Raw genomic sequence first — 18,875 nt, 5'->3', positions numbered from 1 at the left:
CTAGGAGCCGCTCTTGAGTTCGCTCGCCGAGGGCACCTTCTCCTTCACCTCGGCACCGGCGCTCTTACCCGCGTCCTTGACCTTGTTGATGACGTCGTCGAAGGACTTCGCGGCGTCGCCGTCGCCCTTGCGGAGCTTGGAGGGGAGGTCCTTCAGGGAGGCGATAGCGGCGTTGAGCGGCGCGAGCGCCTTGGAGAGCGTGGGATCGCCCTGGGCGTTCTTCACGGCGGCCTTGAGCCGGTTGTAGGTGAAGGCACCGGCGAGACCGGCCTTGACCAGCGCGAGCGTGCGGCCGTGGGCGCCCTTCTTGAACTTGCCGGCCTTCCACGGCTTCACGATCCACTGGTAGGTCGCACCGGCGGCGAGGCCCGCGTTCAGCACGAACCGGGTCTTGGCGAACTTCTGCTTTTCGGCGGAGGTGCTCGGGCTTGGGGTGTCGGCGTCGACGGCGGCGACCGCGGCGGACTGCTTCGTGCCGCTCTTCGCGCTGCTTCCACAGGCCGTGGTGCCGACGAGAAGGGCACAGCAGAGGGTGAGCGCCACGGCGAGGCGCCGTATCGGTACGGGCACGGGGTCCTCCGGTATGTCTCCCCGAGCGGGCAGTTCCTCCGGAAGCCTCACCCGCGGTGCGCGTGTGCGCCAGCCGGGGGAACCCGTTCGGGTTTCACGGAGGGTTTACGGGCAACGCGGAGAGCATGTCCCCTCGATATCGCAACGGCACCAATCAGGCCGGGACGGTCGTCGCGATCGCCGCCGACATCGTGGCTGTCATCCTGGGTCTGTGGATCCTGATGGACCTGTTCGACGCGAACCCCGCCAACAGCTTGGTGCAGGGTGTGCACAGCGCGGCGAACTGGCTCGCGGGCTGGTCCCACGACCTGTTCACCTTCGACGCGGGGTGGGCTCGTGTGCTCGCCGGGTACGGGCTGGCGGCGGTGGTGTATCTGTTCGTGGGCCACGCCATCGCCAACCGGCTGCACCGGCATTGAAAAGCACGGCCCGCTGAAGCGCCCCAAAGGGGCGCGGGACTGGGTCGATGTGCGGCTCCGCCGCGTGAGCGCGACCAGCCGAATCGGACCCGCAGCCGAGCTACGACCGCGAGAGGTTCCACACGACCGTGCTCAACAGCAGTCCGGGTCCAGGCCGGTCGGCAGACCCTCCCCGCCGAACACCGCGCACGTCGCCTCGTGGCCGCCCAGGGCCGCGACCGCGAGCAGCAGGGAACCCGCCGTCCATGTGGTGAGCTCGCGCGGCCATATCGCGTCGTCGTCGAAGACGTAGCCCGTCCAGTACAGGCCGGTCCGGGGGTCGCGCAGGTGCTGGATGGACTGCAGGATCTCCAGGGCCCGGTCGGACTCCCCCATCGCCCAGAGGGCCAGGGCGAGTTCGCTGGACTCGCCGCCGGTCACCCAGGGGTTGGGCACCACGCAGCGCACGCCGAGGCCGGGGACGACGAAGCGGTCCCAGTCGGCTTCGATGCGGGCCTTGGCCTCCGCGCCGGTGAGGGCGCCGCCGAGGACGGGGTAGTACCAGTCCATCGAGTAGCGGCCCTTGTCGAGGAACCGCTCCGGATGCCGGCGGATCGCGTGCCGTAGCGCGCCGGCCGCCAACTCCCAGTCGGGCTGCGGCTCTTCGCGCTGCTCGGCGATGGCGAGCGCGCAGCGCAGCGCGTGGTGGACGGAGGAGCTGCCCGTCAGCAGCGCGTCCGCGGTGGGCGTGCCGTCGTCGTCGCGCCGCCAGCCGATCTGGCCGCCGGGCTGCTGGAGCCGCAGCACCCACTCCACGGCCGCGTAGACGGACGGCCACATGCGGTCCAGGAACGTGTCGTCGCCGGTGGACAGGTAATGGTGCCAGACGCCTACGGCTATGTAGGCGACGAAGTTCGACTCGCGGGCGGCGTCGGTGACGTCGTCGTGGGCGCCGTCGGCGTAGGCCGCGTGCCAGGAGCCGTCCTCGTTCTGGTGCCGGGCCAGCCAGGCGTAGGCGCGCTCGGCGGCCCCGTGTTCGCCGGCCGCGTCCAGGGCCATCGCGGCCTCGGTGTGGTCCCACGGGTCGAGGTGGTGGCCGCGGAACCAGGGGATCGCGCCGTCCTCCCGCTGTACGGCGAGGATGCCGCGCACGGTGGCGGCGGCCTCGTCGGCGGTGAGGACCCCGGGCAGGACGAGGTGTTCTGTCCGGGGAGTGGTCACCGGGCGGCCGCCTCGGTCCCCGCGAGGCGCGGCAGGGTCGGCAGGTGCGGCTTGGTCGCGTACGCCACGAAGCTCTTGCCGATCAGCGGGTTCAGCGCCTGCTCGGCGACCCGGGTGGCCAGCGGTTTCTTCATGATGTCCCAGACGAGCAGCTTGTGGTACGCCTTCACCGGTAGCGCCTTGTCGTTGTCGACGCCGAAGGCGCACTTCAGCCACCAGTACGGCGCGTGCAGGGCGTGCGCGTGGTGGGTGCCGTAGGGCTTGAGGCCGGCCTCGCGGATCTTGGCGAGGAGTTCGTCGGCCTTGTAGATGCGGATGTGGCCGCCCTCGACCTCGTGGTAGGCGTCGGACAGCGCCCAGCAGACCTTCTCGGGGCCGTAGCGCGGCACGGTGACGGCGATGCGTCCGCCGGGCTTGAGGACGCGGACCATCTCGGCGAGGACGCCCTTGTCGTCGGGGATGTGCTCCATCACCTCGGAGATGATGACGACGTCGAAGGACTCGTCGGGGAAAGGGAGGTTGAGGGCGTCGCCCTCCATGGCGGTGGCGGTGGCTCCCTCGGGCGCCTCGCCGGCCTCCTTCATCGCCGCGAACCACTTGGCGACCTCGCGGATCTCCTCCCCGTTCTGGTCCAGGGCCACGACCTGCGCGCCGCGCCGGTAGCACTCGAAGGCGTGCCGGCCGGCACCGCATCCGAGGTCCAGGACGCGGTCGCCCGGGGCGAGCGGGAACCGGGAGAAGTCGACGGTCAGCACGTGGCCCTGCTTTCGGAGGAGACGCCTGCAACACTTGCCGGGGCCGCGGAGCGGCCGGGATTCTGGGGCGCGGGGTGGCCGGGGCCGGGAGCCGGCCGGTCGGGGTCCGGGGCCGGCTGGTGCGGGCCGGGCGCGGAGCGGCGGGTGCCCGCGGCGCGGGCGATGGCCTCGCGGTAGTGGGCGACGGTGCCCTCGGCGGCGCGCGCCCAGGTGAACCGGGCGAGCACCCGCTCGCGGCCGGCCTGTCCGAGGCGGGCCCGCAGGGCGGGGTCGGCCAGCAGCCGGCCGAGTCCGGCGGCCAGCGCGCCCGGGTCGCCGGGCGGGACCGCGAGGCACGTCTCGCCGTCCGGGCCGGCCACCTCGGGGATCGCGCCGCCGGTCGTGGCGACCAGCGGGGTTCCCGTGGCCATGGCCTCGGCGGCCGGCAGCGAGAACCCCTCGTACAGGGACGGCACGCAGGCGATCTCGGCGGAGCGGATGAGGTCGACCAGTTCGGCGTCCGAGATGCCCTTGACGAAGTCGACAGCGTCTTCGAGGCCGTACCGCTCCATGGCCTGGGCGACGGGGCCCTCCGTGGGCCGCTTGCCGACGACGACCAGGTGGGCGTCCGGGTGTTCGGTGCGCACCTTGGCGAGGGCCTCGACGAGGAAGACGAGGCCCTTGAGCGGCACGTCGGCGCTGGAGGTGGTGACGATCCGGCCCGGCACGACGGGCACCGCCGGATCGGGCGAGAAGAGGGTGGTGTCGGCGCCGATGTGGACGACGTGGACGCGGTCGTCGCGGACGCCGAGGTGGTCGGCGATCTCCTGGCGGGAGGAGCCGGAGACAGTCAGCACGGAGGGCAGCCGGCGGGCGACGCGCTTCTGCATGCGGGTGAACGCGTACCAGCGGCGCACCGAGTAGCGGCGCCGCCGGTTCTCGGCGGCGTCCAGTTCCAGTCGCCGGTCCACGGTGATGGGGTGGTGGATCGTGGTGACCAGCGGGGCGCCGAGGTCGCCGAGGAGGCCGTAGCCGAGGGTCTGGTTGTCGTGCACGACGTCGAACTCGCCGCGCCGGGCGCGCAGATGGCGGCGGGCACGCAGGGAGAACGTCAGCGGTTCGGGGAAGCCGCCGGTCCACATCGTGCCGACTTCGAGGGCGTCGATCCAGTCCCGGTACTCGTCCCGCTTCGGGGTGCGGAAGGGGTCGGGCTGGCGGTAGAGGTCGAGGCTCGGCAGCTCGGTCAGGGTGAGGCCGTCGAGGCCCTCGTCCAGGACCGGGTAGGGCTGGGAGCCGATGACCTCGACACGGTGGCCGAGACGGGCCAGTTCGCGCGAGAGGTGCCGTACGTAGACGCCCTGGCCGCCGCAGAACGGGTTCCCTTTATAGGTGAGGAGCGCGATGTGGAGCGGTCGCCCGCCGTCGGCGGCGAGGTCCTGCCGGAGCCCCGCCTGACTGGCCTCAGCGGTCACTCTGGGCCCCCTTCTCGCTGCCTGGTCCCGCGAGACTATGACGGGACGCTAATGTAGAACAAGTTACAGACTTGATCGTTCAAGAGGCTCTGAATCTACCGGCAGGTAGGGGTGCTGTGAGCAGTGGATCAGGTGATTCGCGCCACGGCGCGGGCCCCTGCCATCCTGGATGATCACGTGCCCCGATGATGCCCTCACCGACTGTCACGACTGTCACGGAACGGGACCCATGCCTGCGGAAGCCAGTACCTCTCGGCCTGTCTCCCCGCCGCTCACCGAGCGGCAGGAGGCCCGCCGCCGCCGGATCCTGCACGCGAGCGCGCAGCTGGCCAGCCGGGGCGGTTTCGACGCGGTGCAGATGCGCGAGGTCGCCGAGTCCTCGCAGGTCGCGCTCGGCACGCTGTACCGGTACTTCCCGTCCAAGGTGCACCTGCTGGTGGCGACCATGCAGGACCAGCTGGAGCACATGCACGGCACGCTGCGGAAGAAGCCGCCGGCGGGCGAGTCGGCGGCCGAGCGGGTCGCGGAGACGCTGATGCGGGCGTTCCGCGCGCTGCAGCGCGAGCCGCATCTGGCGGACGCGATGGTGCGTGCGCTGACGTTCGCCGACCGGAGTGTGTCGCCCGAGGTGGACATGGTGTCCCGGCAGACCACGGCGATCATCCTGGACGCGATGGGGCTGGCGGGGGCACCGAGCGCCGAGCAGTTGTCCGCGGTGCGGGTGATCGAGCACACGTGGCATTCGGCGCTGATCACGTGGCTGTCGGGGCGGGCTTCGATAGCGCAGGTGAAGATCGATATCGAGACGGTGTGCAGGTTGATCGACCTGACCGAAGGGGCGGAGGGCTGAGTTCTTCGGCTGCGGGCCGGTGGGGGCTGGTCGCGCCCGCGCGGCGGAGCCGCATATCGTCACAGCCCCGCGCCCCTTTGGGGCGCCACCTCGGCGGGGTGCGAAAGCCGCGGGAAGAGAACTCGGCGCACAGCGAAGACCTACGAGACGGGTTCCCTGCGCCGGTATGGTCCGGATCAGGTTCTGGGGGTCGCCCTCCGGCTTTGCGGCCGCCTTCGGGCCTCTCAGCCCTACCGTCGCTGTCGGCCCCGGCGGATGCCTGTGCGTCTCGCCGAAGTCGGCTACTCCGGTCGGACTCCCTCACTCGTCTCGTAGGCTGATTACAGGATAGAACGCGCAAGCCGGTATGGAACCCCTCAGCACCGTATTTTTTGGGGAATTCCGGACTCGGTCGCACCCTCACTCCTCGGGCGGGAACACCGGCTCCCCGCTGCCGGTGAGGGTGAGGACGATGGCCTCGACCGGGCAGCCCTCCGCCGCCGCGAGGACCTGTTCGCTCGCGTCCGTGTCGGGCTCGACGGGGTGGGACTGGCGGGCGGGGTCGAGCCGGAAGCCGCCGGGTGCGTGGTGGACGCACTGGGCGGAGCCGATACAGACGGACCGGTCCACCTCGACGTGCCAGCGGTCGCCCATCCCTATGCCCCCGCCGGCAGGTGGATCATCTTGTGTTCGAGGTACTCGCCGTACCCCTCGGGCCCGAACTCCCGCCCCAGGCCGGAGTTCTTGTAGCCGCCGAAGGGGCCGAGCATGTCCAGGCTGAAGGTGTTGACGGAGTAGGTGCCGGTGCGGACCTGCCGGGCGATCTCGACGCCGTGCTCTACGTCGGAGGTCCAGACGCTGCCGGACAGGCCGTAGTCGGAGTCGTTGGCGATCCGCAGCGCGTCGCGCTCGTCGCCGTACGGCAGCAGGCAGATGACCGGGCCGAAGATCTCCTCGCGGGCGATGCGCATGGTGTTGTCGACGTCGCCGAAGAGGGTCGGCTCGACGTACCAGCCGCGCTCCTGTCCGGCCGGGCGGCCGCCGCCGGTGAGGATCTTGGCGCCCTCCTCCTGGCCGATCCGGATGTAGTCGAGGTTGCGCCGCTGCTGCCGCTGGGCGACCAGCGGGCCGACCTGGGTGGCGGGGTCGAGCGGGTCGCCGACCTTGAGCGCACCGGCCGCCTGGGCGAGGGCGTCCGCGAACTCGTCGTAGCGGGAGCGCGGGACGAGGATGCGGGTCTGGGCGACGCAGGCCTGCCCGTTGTTCATCCAGGCCGCCGGGACGATGCCGGCGACCGCGGTCGCGGTGTCCGCGTCCGGCAGGACGATCGCGGCCGACTTGCCGCCCAGCTCCAGCGTGACCCGGGTGAGGTTGCGGGCGGCGACCTCCATCACGCGCTTGCCGGCCGCGACCGAGCCGGTGAAGGAGACCTTGTCGACGCCGGGGTGCCCGACCAGGTACTCGCTGACCTCGCGGTCGGCGGGCAGGATCGACAGCACGCCCTCGGGCAGCCCGGCCTCGCGCGCGATCTCCCCGAGGAGGTAGGCGTCGAGCGGGGATTCCGGGGACGGTTTCAGTACGACCGTGCAGCCGGCCAGCAGCGCGGGGGCGAGCTTGGCGGCGGCGACGAACTGCGGCACGTTCCACGGGACCACGGCGGCGACCACCCCGACGGGCTCGCGCCGGACGAGGATCGGCCCGAGGACGCCGTCGCGCCGCTCCTCCTGGGGGACGTCCCGGGCGACCCTGATCGCCGAGTCCCACACCATCATCGCGCCGAGCGCCTGGGCGAGGACGCTCCAGGAGTACGGGGAGCCGTTCTCGGCGGAGATGACCCGGGCGATCTCCTCGTGCCGGACGGCGATGCCGTCCTTGATCCGGGTGACGACCTCGATCCGCTCGTCCAGGCTCGCCCGCGGCCAGGGCCCCTCGTCGAAGGCGCGGCGCGCCACTGCCACGGCCCGGTCCACGTCCGCCCGGGAGGCGTGCGGCACCCGGCCGATGACCTCCTCGGTGTGCGGCGAGACGACCTCGATGACGTCCGTGCCCAGGGGGTCCGTCAACTCCCCGCCGATGAACAGCTGTCCGTGTTCCACGAGCTGGGTCATGACCGCCCCGCCTCCCGCCGTACGGCTTCTGACACGATGTCAGAACTGATATCAGTTCTAGTTCCAGGAGTCCACGGACAGGACGAGAATGCCGCTGATGCCGCTGAACAGCGTCTTCCCGGGGCCGGTGGCATGTCAGACCGGGTCCGGGGGCGTGCTGCCACCGGTCAGCGGGAGGCGGGATCCCGGCGGTCGCCGAGGACGTCCGCGGCCACCGCGCGGAGGCCCTTCACCGCCTCGTACAGCAGGTGCTCCCGCTCGGCGGCGAGCGCGGTGCCGGCCTCCTTGCGGGAGGCGTCGCCCGCGCGGGCGTCACGCACCATGCGCCGCACGACCTCGGCCAGGCCCTCGGCCGCGTGCACCGCGCGGTGCAGCGCCTCCGCCACCGACTGCGGCCCTTCGAGTACGACGGACTCCGCGGCCCGGTGCACGGCACGGGCCTGGGCGCGGAAACGCTCCATCCGCTGGTCGACCTCCCCCATGTCCGGCCGGTCCGCGCACAGCGCTTCGCGCACCGCGTCCAGGGCGACGTCCCGGTCGTACACCGCGGTCAGGTAGTCCACGTAGGCGTCCCGGCGGTGCTGGCGGCGCCACTGCGCGAACTGCGAGCGCGCGGCCGCGCGACCGGTGACCATCGCGGAGCCGAGGGTGGCGAGTGATCCCACGGCGGCACCGAGCAGCGCGGCCAGTCCAGCGTCCATGGGGCCATTCTGCCGAGGCGGGGGGGGCTGGCGGGACCGGTATCCCAGGGCTGTCGCAGCGGGCCGGCACCTCGGGGGACGGTCGCAATGGGCCGGAGCCCCGGCCGACGGTCGCAGCGGGCCGGCACCTCGGGGGACGGTCGCAATGGGCCGGAGCCCCGGCCGACGGTCGCAGTGGGCCGGTGCCCCGGGGGAGGTCCGAGTGGGCCGGTGCCCCGGGGGAGGTCGGAGTGGGCCGGTGCCCCGGGGGAGGTCGGAGTGGGCCGGTGGCCGGGGCCGTAGCGGCGGGCCGGCGTCCAGGAAGGAGGTCGGGGTCCGGAGAGGCTTGCATGTCCGGGCCGCTTCAACCTCCGGAGGAGACAGTCGACTTGGGCATCCACTGGAACCAGTTCTAGTTATAGTGGGCGGTGGCCTCGTGAGGCGTGGGTGGCACCGGGGTGTCCGGCACGGCGTGGGGCGGAGGGCTGATGACGAGGACGAGGACGTTCGATCACGGCGGGGGTGTGCGGTCCGTCCAGGTGCCCATCCCGGACAACCCGCTCGGCCACACTCTCGTGTACGTCGTGGACACCGACCGGGGTCCGGTGCTGGTGGACACCGGGTGGGACGACCCGGCGTCCTGGGACGCGCTGGTGGCCGGACTGGCGGACTGCGGTTCGGCAGTCCAGGAGGTGTACGGGGTGGTCGTCACCCACCACCACCCCGACCACCACGGCCTGTCCGCTCGGGTGCGGGAGGTCTCCGGTGCGTGGATCGCGCTGCACGCGGCCGACGCGGCGATCGTGCGGCGGACGCGGGAGACGCGGGCCGAGCGCTGGTTCACCTACATGGCGGCCAAGCTCACCGCGGCCGGCGCGCCCGAGGAGCACATCGCCCCGCTCCGCTCGCCGCGCGGCCGCACCGCCCTGCCCGGCCTCGCCCCCGCCCTGCCCGACCGGGAGATCGCCCCCGGCGACCTCCTCGACCTGCCCGGCCGCCGCCTGCGCGCGATCTGGACCCCGGGCCACACCCCCGGCCACGTCTGCCTGCACCTGGAGGAGGGGCACCCCGCTCAACTGCCGGGGCGCGGACGCCTGTTCTCCGGCGACCACCTCCTCCCGGAGATCACCCCGCACATCGGCCTGTACGAGGACCCGGACGACACGACGGTCACCGACCCCCTCGGCGACTACCTCGACTCCCTCGAACGCGTCGCCCGCCTGTCCCCCGCCGAGGTCCTCCCGGCCCACCAGTACGCCTTCAGCGACGCGCCGGCACGCGTACGGCAGCTTCTCGCGCACCACGAGGACCGGCTCACCGCCCTGCTCGCCCTCCTTTCCACTCCGCACACCCCATGGCAACTCGCCGAGCGCATGCGGTGGAACCGCCCCTGGGACGAGATCCCCTACGGCTCCCGGAACATCGCGGTCTCCGAGGCCGAGGCCCACGTGCGGCACCTGGTGAAACAGGGCCGGGCGGAGCCGGTCGCGGGCAGCGACCCGGTGAGCTACGTGGCCGTCTGAACCGGCCGGCGGGCCCATCCGGAAGGTGGGCGCGGGTGTCAGGCGCGTCAGGCGGAGGCCGAGGCCGCCGGGTGGGGCGGGTTCGCCGTGTGCTCGGCCGTGATGATCATTTCAGCCAGGTCGGCGAGGGTAGTGAGCTGGCGGGCGTTCATCTGCGGCGCCCGGGCGGCGAGCCGGACGAGGCCGCACTCGCGCAGTCGCAGGAGCGGGTCCGCCTCGGCCTCCAGGGACTGCAGGACCGGCTGCAACGCCTCGTGCAGCGCCTCCTGTTCGTCCGCGGTGAAGAAGCCGGCCGACAGGCCGAAGTACCTGCGCAGCCGGTCGGCGTGTTCCAGGCTCGGCATGCCGCTCTTGCGCCACTCGCTCAGCCACTGCCGGCTGGTCCCGGCGATCCTGGCCAGTTCGTCCAGCGAGTAGCGCTTGCCGTCGGGACGGCGCCGGGTCTCCCGGATGAAGTCCAGCCGCTGCCGCACCCGTTCGGCCAGCCCGACCTCCGGTGCGCGGCCGCCCCCGAGCAGGTCGACGACGACGCCGACGGGGATGCCGGTCCGGTGCGAGAGGTCGGACACGTCCAGGGCCTCCGGCAGCCGTCCGGGCCGCCCGGTCAGCTCGCCGAGCCGGTCCAGCACGTCGGCCAGCGGGGCGTAGGCGTCACTCACCGAGGTCCCCCCTGGGCGCGTCGTCCGTTCCGTGGCTCAAGTGGACGCGAGGCTACCCGGTCCCTCGCCGCGTCACCAGAGAGGCAACACCCCCTGCGCAAGAAGGCAGTAATCGTTGACAGTTGAGGGTGCGGTGGGTGAGGATCACAGCACAGAGAGCAAGATTGATCTGACCCGCCCCGGGTGCCGCCTATGGGGGAGCGGCACCCGGGGTGTATCTCTGTTCGGCTTCTCCCACACGAAGGTGAGGCGCCGATGCCGTCGCCCCTGCTGCTCCTCGGGGCCGGACGTCAGGCCGCGTACGGCGAGTTCCCGCTGGCGCGGATCGCCGCCGTACACCCGGTCGTACTGGTGGGCGCGGCCCCGCCCGCGTGGGCGCTCCCCCTCCTGGCCGGTCATCTCGTGGCCGACCCCGACCGGGAGGCGGACACGGCCGGTGTGGTGGCGCGGTTCGCCGCCCGGCAGCGGGTCGCCGGGGTGCTGACCTGGTCGCGGGAGCACCTGGTCACCGCCGCGCGCGTCGCCGGGCAGCTGGGGCTGCCGGGCCTGCCGTACGAGACGGCACTGGCCTGTGCCGACCCGGCCGCGCTGCGCACGCTGCTCGCCCGGCACGGGGTGCCGCCGGCCGGCCGCGACGATCTGGAGGGACCGCTGGTCGCCGCCGAGGCCGTCGTCCACGACGAGGACGTCCACATCGTCGCGATCACCCGTACGACCCCGGGGCCGCCGCCCGCCCGGCAGCCGCTGCGGCACATCGTGTACGCCCATGACGGCCTGCTGCACAACCCGTTCCTGCGGCAGGCCGTGGAGCGCACCGGCCGGGCACTCGGCCTCACCCACGGTGTCCTCCACGTCGAGCTCCGCGTCACCCCGCGCGGCCCCCGCGTCATCGGTGCCGCCCCGTGCCTGCCCGGCGATCTGATCCCGCTGCTGGTCGAGCGGGCCACCGGCGTCGATCTCGCGCGGGCGGCGGCCGCCGTCGCCACGGGCGGTGTGCCGGACGTGTCGCTGACCCGGCAGCGGGCCGCGGCGATCCAGTTCGCCTACCCGGCGGCCACCGGCCGGCTGACCCACCTGGCGCTGGCCCCGGCCGCCGCGCAGGAGCCGTCCGCCGAGCGGATGGTGCTCAGCCGGCAGCCGGGCGGGCTGGTGCGGGCGGCGTCGCACGCCGACGCGAGTGACCGGCTGGCGCACTGGGTGGTGGTGGGGGCGGACCCGGGTGAGTGCGAGGGGGGATTGCGGGGGTTGGCGGTCCATCTGAGCGCTACTGTTTCGCCGCCGAGTCGGACGTTCGCGGCGTGACGCTCCGCTGAGGTTCGGTGCGTTTTCGGGTGCGGGTGCGTTGTGGCTGGTCGCGCCCACGCGGCGGAGCCGCATATCGGACGCAGCCCCGCGCCCCTTTCGGGGCGCGTCCCCCGGCCGCGTGTCTAGAACGTTGCCCGGAGTCTGACCAACTCTTCTGCTGGACCGAGCAGTTCGAGTTCTCGCGGGCTCATCGTCGGGTTGGCCGCGCGGCGGTTGCGGGCCTCGGTGAGGGTGGATTGGGTGAGGGGGGAAGGGTCCCTCAGCAAGGTTGTCAGGATGGTGTGGGCCGGGGTGGTGAGAGGGGTGTCGTCTGCGGCTACCTGGGCCAGGATGATCGCGGACATGGCCCAGTCCAGGCCGGGTGGGCCGTCCTCGGTGTTGGACCAGTCTATGACGCGGGGGCCGTCGGCCGTGAGGATGACGTTGTCCGGGTGGAGGTCGAGGTGCAGGACCCGCGCGGCCGGGTCGGCCGGGTTCCGGCCGGGCAGCGCGTGCAGTTGGCGCAGCAGCCGGGCGAGCAGCGTGCCCGCCTCGGCCGGGGCGATGAGGCCCGAGGTGAGCGCGGCGAGCATCGTCGGACCGGACAGCCGCTCCAGGACCAGGTCGGTGCGGGACGCGGAGGGCCGTACGCGGGGCACCGGATAGCCGTGCTCGCGCACGTACGCCATCACCGCGCCCTCGGCGGCCGCGTCCCCCCACCCCTCCCGGTCGCGGCGCAGCACCCACGCGTCGTCCATCTCGTACACGTCCGCCGAACGGCCCGAGCCGAGCAGTCTCCCCGTCGTCGTCATGGCCGTGACCCTAGTCACCGGGCGGCTGTGCCCACAGCCACTCCTCGGGGTCCGTTCGGCTGCCGGTAAAGTGGCGGTGTCGTCATCACACTCGTACGGGGGGAAGCCGGTGCAATTCCGGCGCTGACCCGCAACCGTGAGCCGTCCCCGGTGGACGGTGAGCCGGACTGCCCCGTACGGGATTTTGACCGGCTCACGTGCGTCGGCGTTCCGCCGCGCACGGCACCGTCGAGGTTCACGGAGCCGAGCCGCCCGGGGTGTTCCCGTGCGCTGCCCGGCTCTCCGAGGAGAGGCAGTCGCCGATCATGTACGTCCGCCGCAGTGCCGCGGTCCTCGCCGCCGTGGGCGTGATCGCCGCGGCCGGGTCCGCCGCGCCCGCCCTGGCCGCGGGCCCGTCCCCGTCCGCGTCGCCGAAGGTGACGGTCCCGTCCGGCCTGTACGGCACCACCGACCCGACGTACGACGGTGTCTGGCGCCAGTCGCTGACCCTGCTCGCCCAGGACACGCTCGGCTACCGGCCCGCGACCGCGGCCGTCGGCTGGCTCGCGGGGCAGCAGTGCGCGAACGGTGCGTTCGCCGCGTTCCGCGCGGACCCCGGCAAGGCGTGTGACGCCAAGGTGATGGTGGACACCAACAGCACCGCCGTCGCCGTACAGGCGCTCAAGGCGACCGGCGGGCATGGCGCGGCCGTCGAGAAGGCGGCCGGCTGGCTGAAGTCGGTGCAGAACAAGGACGGTGGCTGGGGCTACACGCCCGGCGGGCCCAGCGACAGCAACTCCACGTCCGTCGTCATCGGCGCGCTCGCCGCGGCCGGCGAGGACCCGGGGCAGGTGCGGGCGGGCGGCAAGTCGCCGTACGACCTGCTGGCCGAGTTCGCTCTCCCCTGCGGGGGGAAGGGCGGCGGCGCCCTCGCCTACCAGCCCAAGAAGGGCAAGCTCACCGCCAACGCGGACGCCACGGCCGCGGGTGTCGTCGGCGCGCTCGGCAAGGGCTTCGGGGTGAAGGCCGGGGCCGACCGGGGCAAGGCTCCCGCCTGCGCCCCCGGGAAGCCGGCTCCGGCGCGGGTCGCGGACAACGGTGCCGCGTACCTCGCGGACGCCGTCGCCAGGACCGGCCACCTCACCTCGGCCCTGCCCGGCGCCGCGGACCAGCCGGACTTCGGCAACACCGCGGACACGGTCGTGGCGCTCGCCGCGGACGGCTACCTCGCGCAGGCGAAGAAGCCGTACGCCTGGCTGGAGAAGAACGCCGGCGCCTGGGCGAAGCAGAGCGGCCCGGCCGCCTACGCCCAGCTGATCCTGGCCGCGCACGCGGTCGGCGCCGACCCGGCGGACTTCGGGGGCACGGATCTGGTGAGCGCGCTGAACGCGTCGGGTCCGGCCCCGCAGAAGCAGGCGGCCGCGTCGTCGCACGCCGACGAGGAGAAGACGTCGGACGACGGTTCCGGCAACAGTGTCTGGTGGATCGTCGGCGTCGGGCTCGTCGGCGGCATCGGCGTGGGCTTCCTGATGAGCGCCCGCCGGAAGCAGCGGCAGCTGTGACCGCCGTCCGCCGTGCCGGGGTCCTGCTGGTCGCCGCGCTGGTGCTGGTCGCCGGCGCGGCGGTCGAGGCGCGGGCCGCGGGGTACCGCTACTGGTCGTTCTGGGAGCGCGACGGTGGCCGGTGGACCTATGCCACCGAGGGTCCGTCGACCGCCCGCCCCGAGGACGGCGCGGTCGAGGGGTTCCGCTTCGCGGTGAGCCCGGACTCGGCGAGCGCGGTGCGCCCGCGCGGCGCGGCGGACTTCGGGGCGATCTGCGCGGGGACCCCCGCGAAGCGGGGGACGAAGCGGGTGGCCTTCGTGCTGGACTTCGGTACGGCCGCGGACGCGCCGTCCGGTGAGCGGCCGCCGCGGGGGCGTACCGCGTGCGCGCGGGTGTCCGGCGACGCCACGGCGGCGGAGGCGCTGGCGGCCGTGGCCAAGCCGCTGCGGTACGACACCAACGCCCTGTTGTGCGCCATCGCCGGGTACCCGGCGAAGGGGTGCGGCGAGCAGGTCGCCGCCGGCGAAGACTCCGGTACGGACCCGTCCCCGACCGCGGGTCACTCGTCCGGCGGACCTTCCCTGGGGCTGCCGATCGGCGTCGGAGTGGTCGCCCTGCTCGCGGGCGCGGGGGTGTGGCAGGCACGACGACGGCGACGCGATGCCGCCTGAGCCCGCACCGGACGCCACCACCCGCGCAGTTCCCCGCGCCCCCGGGGACGTCCCGTCCGCGGTCGAGCGCGGGCCCGCGGGGGCAGAGCGCGCAGTTCCCCGCGCCCCTGGGGACGGCCCGTCCGCCGTCGAGCGCGGGCCCGCCGGGGCCGAGCGCGCAGTTCCCCGCGCCCCTTCGGGGCACTCCCCGGCCGAGGGCAGCCGCACCCCTGAGGAGGTGACGTCCTCCGTCGAGCGCGAGTCCGTCGGGGCTGAGCGCACAGTTCCCCGCGCCCCTTCGGGGCACTCCCCGGCCGAGGGCAGCCGCACCCCTGAGGAGGTGACGTCCTCCGTCGGCCGCGAGTCCGTCGGAGCTGAGCGCGCAGTTCCCCGCGCACCTTTGGGGCACGTTGTAGCCGGGGGCAGGCGCGACGCTGGGGACGTGGGGGCCGAGGGTGCTGTTCGCCGTGGCGCTTCGGGGCGCTTCGTAGCCGCGGGCAGGCGTGCTGCTTGGGGCGGCACGGGTGGGCGCGGCGGCGCCGGGGCTGCACCCGGGTCACGCCGGCGCGCAGCGCAACTGCATCCCGGGGCCTGGTGGCTCTGGTCTCTCGGGCTCGGGACCGCCGCCACGCGTACCACCAACCCGCTGCTTCTCGCCCTCCTGATAGCCACCGCCGGATACGTCGTGGCGGCGCACCGCACCCCCGATTCCCCCACCGCCTACACCGCGTTCGCGAAACTCGCCCTCGCCGTGCTCCTCATCCGCCTCCTCTTCGCCACCGCCCTCGGCTCCCCCATCCCCGGCACGCACCCCCTCCTCACGCTCCCCGAAGTCCCCCTCCCCCGCTGGGCGCAGGGCATCCGCCTCGGCGGCGAGGTCACCGCCGAGGCGCTCCTCTTCGCCGCCTACGACGGTCTCCGCCTCGCCGCCCTGCTGATCTGTGTCGGCGCCGCGAACGCCCTCGCCAATCCGGCCCGCCTCCTGAAGTCCCTCCCCGGCGCCCTGTACGAGATCGGCGTGGCCGTCGTCGTCGCGCTCACCTTCGCCCCGCACCTCATCGCCGACGTCCAGCGGCTGCGCGCCGCCCGCCGGCTGCGCGGCCGGCCGGACCGGGGCCTCAGGGGCCTGCTCCAGGTCGGACTGCCGGTCCTGGAGGGCGCGCTGGAGCGCTCGGTCGCGCTGGCCGCCGCGATGGACGCCCGGGGTTACGGCCGTACCGCCGAGGTCCCCGCCCCGGTGCGCCGTACCACGGCCGCCCTCACCCTCGGCGGCCTGATCGGCGTGTGCGCGGGAACGTACGGGCTGCTCACCGCGGCGGGCGGCACGTACGGCGTCCCGGTGCTGCTGGCCGGGGTCGTGGCCGCGCTCGCGGGACTGCGTCTCGGCGGCCGGCGCTCCCCGCGCACCCGGTACCGGCCCGACCGGTGGGACGCGCGCGCCTGGCTGGTGGCCGGCTCGGGCGCCGCCGTCGCCGCACTGCTCACGCTCGCCTCGGTACGGGACCCGGACGCGCTGCACCCCGGTGTCGTACCGCTGGTCGCGCCGACCCTGCCGCTGTGGCCGGCCGCGGCCGTGCTGCTGGGTCTGCTGCCCGCGTTCATCGTTCCCGCCAGGACCCAGTCCCCCGAGGAGCCGTCGTGATCCGGTTCGAGGATGTCAGCGTCACGTACGAGGGGTCGGCCGAACCGGCTGTCCGGGGCGTGGACTTCGAGGTGCCGGAGGGCGAACTCGTGCTGCTCGTCGGCCCGTCGGGGGTCGGCAAGTCGACGGTGCTGGGCGCGGTCAGCGGTCTGGTCCCGCACTTCACCGGCGGCACCCTGAGCGGACGCGTCACGGTGGCCGGCCGGGACACCCGCACCCACAAGCCGCGCGAACTCGCCGACGTGGTGGGCACGGTGGGCCAGGATCCGCTCGCGCACTTCGTGACCGACGTGGTGGAGGACGAACTTGCCTACGGCATGGAGTCGTTGGGGCTCGCCCCGGCCGTGATGCGGCGCCGCGTGGAGGAGACCCTGGACCTGCTGGGGCTGGCCGGCCTGCGGGACCGTCCCATCGCCACGCTCTCCGGCGGCCAGCGGCAGCGGGCCGCGATCGGCTCGGTCCTCACCCCGCACCCCCGGGTGCTGGTCCTCGACGAGCCGACCTCCGCGCTCGACCCGGCCGCCGCGGAGGAGGTGCTCGCCGTGCTGCAGCGCCTGGTGCACGACCTGGGTACGACCGTGCTGCTGGCCGAGCACCGGCTGGAGCGGGTGATCCAGTACGCCGACCGGGTCGCCCTGCTGCCCGCCCGTGGCGCCGCGCCGCTGCTCGGCACGCCGGCCGAGGTGATGGCCGTGTCGCCGGTGTACCCGCCGGTGGTGGACCTGGGCCGGCTGGCGGGCTGGTCCCCCCTCCCCCTGACGGTCCGCGACGCCCGCCGCCGAGCGACCCCCTTGCGCGACCGCCTGGCCACCCTGCCCACACCTCACCTCACACCGGCCCCGAACACCACGCCCGCCGGGACCGCAACGCCACCCGGCAGCGCCGCCGTTGCTCGGGTCCCCAGTACCAGCCCTGGCGGGAGCGCCACGCTCCCGAGTGGCGGGCCAGGGCCGGAGCCCGGGCCCGGGCCCGGGCCCTCGACCGAGCGGGCGGCCAGGCCGTCGGACGGGCAGCCGGGCGAGCGGCCCCGCAGAAAGGGCCTCTTCCGGCGGCGTTCCTCCGCTGTCGCCGCCCCGCTCACCCCCTATGTCGCCGAAGTCTCCGCCCTCGCCGTCCGCCGCGGCCGGGTCGCCGCACTGCGGCACGTCGACCTCACGGTCGCCCCCGGCGAGACGGTCGCCCTCATGGGGCGCAACGGGGCCGGGAAGTCCACGCTGCTCGGCTCGCTGGTGGGGCTGGTGGAGCCGAGCGCCGGTGGTGTCCGCGTCGGCGGGGCCGTACCGCATCGGACCGCTCCCCGGGACCTCGTACGCCGGGTCGGGCTCGTTCCGCAGGAGCCGCGGGACCTGCTGTACGCCGACACCGTCGGCGCGGAGTGCGCGGCGGCCGACCGGGACGCGGGGGCGGAGCCGGGCACCTGCCGGGCCCTGGTGTCCGAGCTGCTGCCCGGCATCACCGACGACACCCATCCCCGCGACCTCTCCGAGGGCCAGCGGCTCGCGCTGGCCCTGGCCGTCGTGCTGGCCGCCCGTCCGCCGCTGCTCCTGCTGGACGAGCCGACCCGCGGGCTCGACTACGCGGCCAAGGCGCGGCTGGTGGGCGTGCTGCGCGGGCTGGCCGCCGAGGGGCACGCGCTGGTGCTGGCCACGCATGACGTGGAGCTGGCCGCCGAGATCGCCCACCGGGTGGTCCTGCTCGCCGAGGGCGAGGTGATCGCCGACGGTCCGACGGCCGACGTCGTGGTCTCCTCCCCGTCCTTCGCCCCGCAGGTCACCAAGATCCTCGCCCCGCAGGAATGGCTCACGGTGGCCCAGGTACGGGAGGCACTGGCATGAATCCCCCCAGGCTCCGAGCCGCCCGCCCCGTTCCCCTCGGCCCCCGTTCCCTCGCCGCTCTGGTGCTCGTCTCGGCCGTCGGCACCGTCGCCTTCTTCTGGCCGTTCCTCGCGCCGCCCACCTCGCGGCTGAGCGCGCATGCCCAGGACGCGCCCTGGCTGTTCGCGGGGCTGCTGGTGCTGCTGGTCGCGGTCGTCGCGGCGACGATCTCCGAGTCGGGGCTCGGCCCGAAGGCCGTCGCGATGCTGGGCGTGCTCGCCGCGACCGGCGCCGCGCTGCGGCCGATCGGCGCGGGCACCGCCGGCATCGAGCCGATGTTCTTCCTGATGGTGCTCAGCGGCCGGGTGCTGGGCCCCGGCTTCGGCTTCGTCCTCGGCTCGCTGACGATGTTCGCGTCCGCCCTGCTCACCGGCGGGGTGGGGCCCTGGATGCCGTTCCAGATGCTGGCGATGGGCTGGTTCACGATGGGCGCGGGGCTGCTCCCGGGCCGCTCCCGCGTCCGGGGGAAGGCCGAGCTGCTCCTGCTGGCGGCGTACGGATTCCTCGCGGCCTTCGCCTACGGCACGCTGATGAACCTGTCGGGCTGGCCCTTCATGGGCGCCCTGGCCTCGAACATCGCCTTCGACCCGCATGCTGCGGTGGCCGCCAACCTGTCCCGGTTCGTCGCCTACTGCCTGGCCACCTCCCTCGGCTGGGACCTGGGCCGGGCCCTGTGCACGGTCGTGCTCACCCTCGCCCTCGGCCCGGCGGTGCTGCGCGCGCTGCGCCGGGCCACCCGGCGGGCCGCTTTCGAGACCGCGGTCACATTCGACGCACCCGCTGCGTGAGGGCTCGTACCCGGCCCGTCAGCGGCGCGGTGAACCACCCCACATGACGCAGGTCACCTACGACCCGGGGCCGTAGTCCTAAATGTCCGATACATCCTTTCGCGCACC

General features: G+C 73.8%; 18 protein-coding genes and 1 riboswitch. Of the genes, 9 read left to right on the top strand and 9 right to left on the bottom strand.

The window, feature by feature from the left end:
* Window positions 1–570: a hypothetical protein gene (locus DBP14_RS25360; RefSeq protein WP_129309421.1), complete on the bottom strand. Its 570-nt coding sequence runs from the start codon at window positions 568–570 to the stop codon at window positions 1–3.
* 125 nt (window positions 571–695) lie between these two features.
* Here DBP14_RS25360 and DBP14_RS25355 point away from each other — a divergent pair, with 125 nt between their 5' ends.
* The gene (locus DBP14_RS25355) at window positions 696–989 is read left to right on the top strand and encodes a hypothetical protein (protein ID WP_129309420.1); all 294 of its coding nucleotides are present in this window, start codon (window positions 696–698) and stop codon (window positions 987–989) included.
* 132 nt (window positions 990–1,121) lie between these two features.
* Here the strand turns inward: DBP14_RS25355 and DBP14_RS25350 are convergent, their stop codons facing one another.
* The 3 genes from DBP14_RS25350 to DBP14_RS25340 are packed head-to-tail and all read right to left on the bottom strand — an operon-like array spanning window position 1,122 to window position 4,395.
* Window positions 1,122–2,189: a prenyltransferase gene (locus DBP14_RS25350; protein WP_129309419.1), complete on the bottom strand. Its 1,068-nt coding sequence runs from the start codon at window positions 2,187–2,189 to the stop codon at window positions 1,122–1,124.
* Window positions 2,186–2,944 (bottom strand): class I SAM-dependent methyltransferase, encoded by a 759-nt coding sequence (locus DBP14_RS25345; protein ID WP_129309418.1) that lies wholly within the window; start codon window positions 2,942–2,944, stop codon window positions 2,186–2,188. Before DBP14_RS25345 ends, DBP14_RS25350 begins: the two co-directional genes overlap by 4 nt.
* Complete coding sequence (locus tag DBP14_RS25340) at window positions 2,938–4,395, bottom strand: glycosyltransferase family 4 protein (protein ID WP_129309417.1); 1,458 nt, start codon at window positions 4,393–4,395, stop codon at window positions 2,938–2,940. The genes DBP14_RS25345 and DBP14_RS25340 overlap by 7 nt, the downstream gene beginning before the upstream one ends.
* A gap of 229 nt (window positions 4,396–4,624) precedes the next feature.
* Here DBP14_RS25340 and DBP14_RS25335 point away from each other — a divergent pair, with 229 nt between their 5' ends.
* Entirely contained in the window at window positions 4,625–5,245 is a 621-nt protein-coding gene (locus tag DBP14_RS25335) for a TetR family transcriptional regulator (protein WP_129309416.1), read from the top strand.
* Between the two features lie 399 nt (window positions 5,246–5,644).
* Here DBP14_RS25335 and DBP14_RS25330 read toward each other — a convergent pair whose 3' ends face one another.
* The 3 genes from DBP14_RS25330 to DBP14_RS25320 form a co-directional block, all read right to left on the bottom strand.
* On the bottom strand, window positions 5,645–5,878 hold the full coding sequence (locus DBP14_RS25330; RefSeq protein ID WP_129309415.1) for a ferredoxin: 234 nt from the start codon (window positions 5,876–5,878) through the stop codon (window positions 5,645–5,647).
* Between the two features lie 2 nt (window positions 5,879–5,880).
* The gene (locus DBP14_RS25325) at window positions 5,881–7,332 is read right to left on the bottom strand and encodes an aldehyde dehydrogenase (protein ID WP_129309414.1); all 1,452 of its coding nucleotides are present in this window, start codon (window positions 7,330–7,332) and stop codon (window positions 5,881–5,883) included.
* 167 nt (window positions 7,333–7,499) lie between these two features.
* Window positions 7,500–8,033: a proline dehydrogenase gene (locus tag DBP14_RS25320; protein WP_129309413.1), complete on the bottom strand. Its 534-nt coding sequence runs from the start codon at window positions 8,031–8,033 to the stop codon at window positions 7,500–7,502.
* Window positions 8,034–8,500: 467 nt separating this feature from the next.
* Between DBP14_RS25320 and DBP14_RS25315 the strand changes: the two genes are divergently transcribed.
* Window positions 8,501–9,535: an MBL fold metallo-hydrolase gene (locus tag DBP14_RS25315; protein WP_129309412.1), complete on the top strand. Its 1,035-nt coding sequence runs from the start codon at window positions 8,501–8,503 to the stop codon at window positions 9,533–9,535.
* Between the two features lie 47 nt (window positions 9,536–9,582).
* On the opposite strand, the gene DBP14_RS25310 is transcribed toward DBP14_RS25315, so the two are convergent.
* Window positions 9,583–10,194, bottom strand: coding sequence for an XRE family transcriptional regulator (locus DBP14_RS25310; protein ID WP_129309411.1), 612 nt, complete (start codon window positions 10,192–10,194; stop codon window positions 9,583–9,585).
* A 255-nt stretch (window positions 10,195–10,449) separates the two neighbouring features.
* Between DBP14_RS25310 and DBP14_RS25305 the strand changes: the two genes are divergently transcribed.
* Window positions 10,450–11,496 carry a hypothetical protein gene (locus DBP14_RS25305; protein ID WP_129309410.1) on the top strand — a complete coding sequence of 349 codons (1,047 nt, stop codon included), beginning with the start codon at window positions 10,450–10,452 and terminating at the stop codon, window positions 11,494–11,496.
* Window positions 11,497–11,621: 125 nt separating this feature from the next.
* Here the strand turns inward: DBP14_RS25305 and DBP14_RS25300 are convergent, their stop codons facing one another.
* Window positions 11,622–12,290, bottom strand: a complete 669-nt coding sequence (locus DBP14_RS25300; RefSeq protein ID WP_129309409.1) for an aminoglycoside phosphotransferase family protein — start codon at window positions 12,288–12,290, stop codon at window positions 11,622–11,624.
* Between the two features lie 59 nt (window positions 12,291–12,349).
* Window positions 12,350–12,480: riboswitch (cobalamin riboswitch) on the top strand.
* Window positions 12,481–12,595: 115 nt separating this feature from the next.
* Between DBP14_RS25300 and DBP14_RS25295 the strand changes: the two genes are divergently transcribed.
* From DBP14_RS25295 to DBP14_RS25275, 5 genes are all read left to right on the top strand, one after another.
* Entirely contained in the window at window positions 12,596–13,831 is a 1,236-nt protein-coding gene (locus DBP14_RS25295; RefSeq protein WP_129312087.1) for a prenyltransferase/squalene oxidase repeat-containing protein, read from the top strand.
* Entirely contained in the window at window positions 13,828–14,484 is a 657-nt protein-coding gene (locus tag DBP14_RS25290) for an SCO2322 family protein (RefSeq protein WP_129309408.1), read from the top strand. The genes DBP14_RS25295 and DBP14_RS25290 overlap by 4 nt, the downstream gene beginning before the upstream one ends.
* A 556-nt stretch (window positions 14,485–15,040) precedes the next feature.
* A complete protein-coding gene (locus DBP14_RS25285) occupies window positions 15,041–16,105 on the top strand; it encodes a CbiQ family ECF transporter T component (protein WP_129312086.1) in 1,065 nt (354 codons plus the stop codon).
* Window positions 16,102–17,940, top strand: a complete 1,839-nt coding sequence (locus DBP14_RS25280) for an ABC transporter ATP-binding protein (RefSeq protein WP_129309407.1) — start codon at window positions 16,102–16,104, stop codon at window positions 17,938–17,940. The genes DBP14_RS25285 and DBP14_RS25280 overlap by 4 nt, the downstream gene beginning before the upstream one ends.
* Window positions 17,937–18,767: an ECF transporter S component gene (locus tag DBP14_RS25275; RefSeq protein ID WP_164992404.1), complete on the top strand. Its 831-nt coding sequence runs from the start codon at window positions 17,937–17,939 to the stop codon at window positions 18,765–18,767. Before DBP14_RS25280 ends, DBP14_RS25275 begins: the two co-directional genes overlap by 4 nt.
* The last annotated feature ends 108 nt before the right edge of the window (window positions 18,768–18,875 follow it).

Origin of the sequence: Streptomyces sp. L2, from assembly GCF_004124325.1 — a bacterium.
GTDB lineage: Bacteria > Actinomycetota > Actinomycetes > Streptomycetales > Streptomycetaceae > Streptomyces.
Note: the sequence above shows the minus strand (reverse complement) of the source record. Positions and strands in the feature narration are given on the sequence as shown.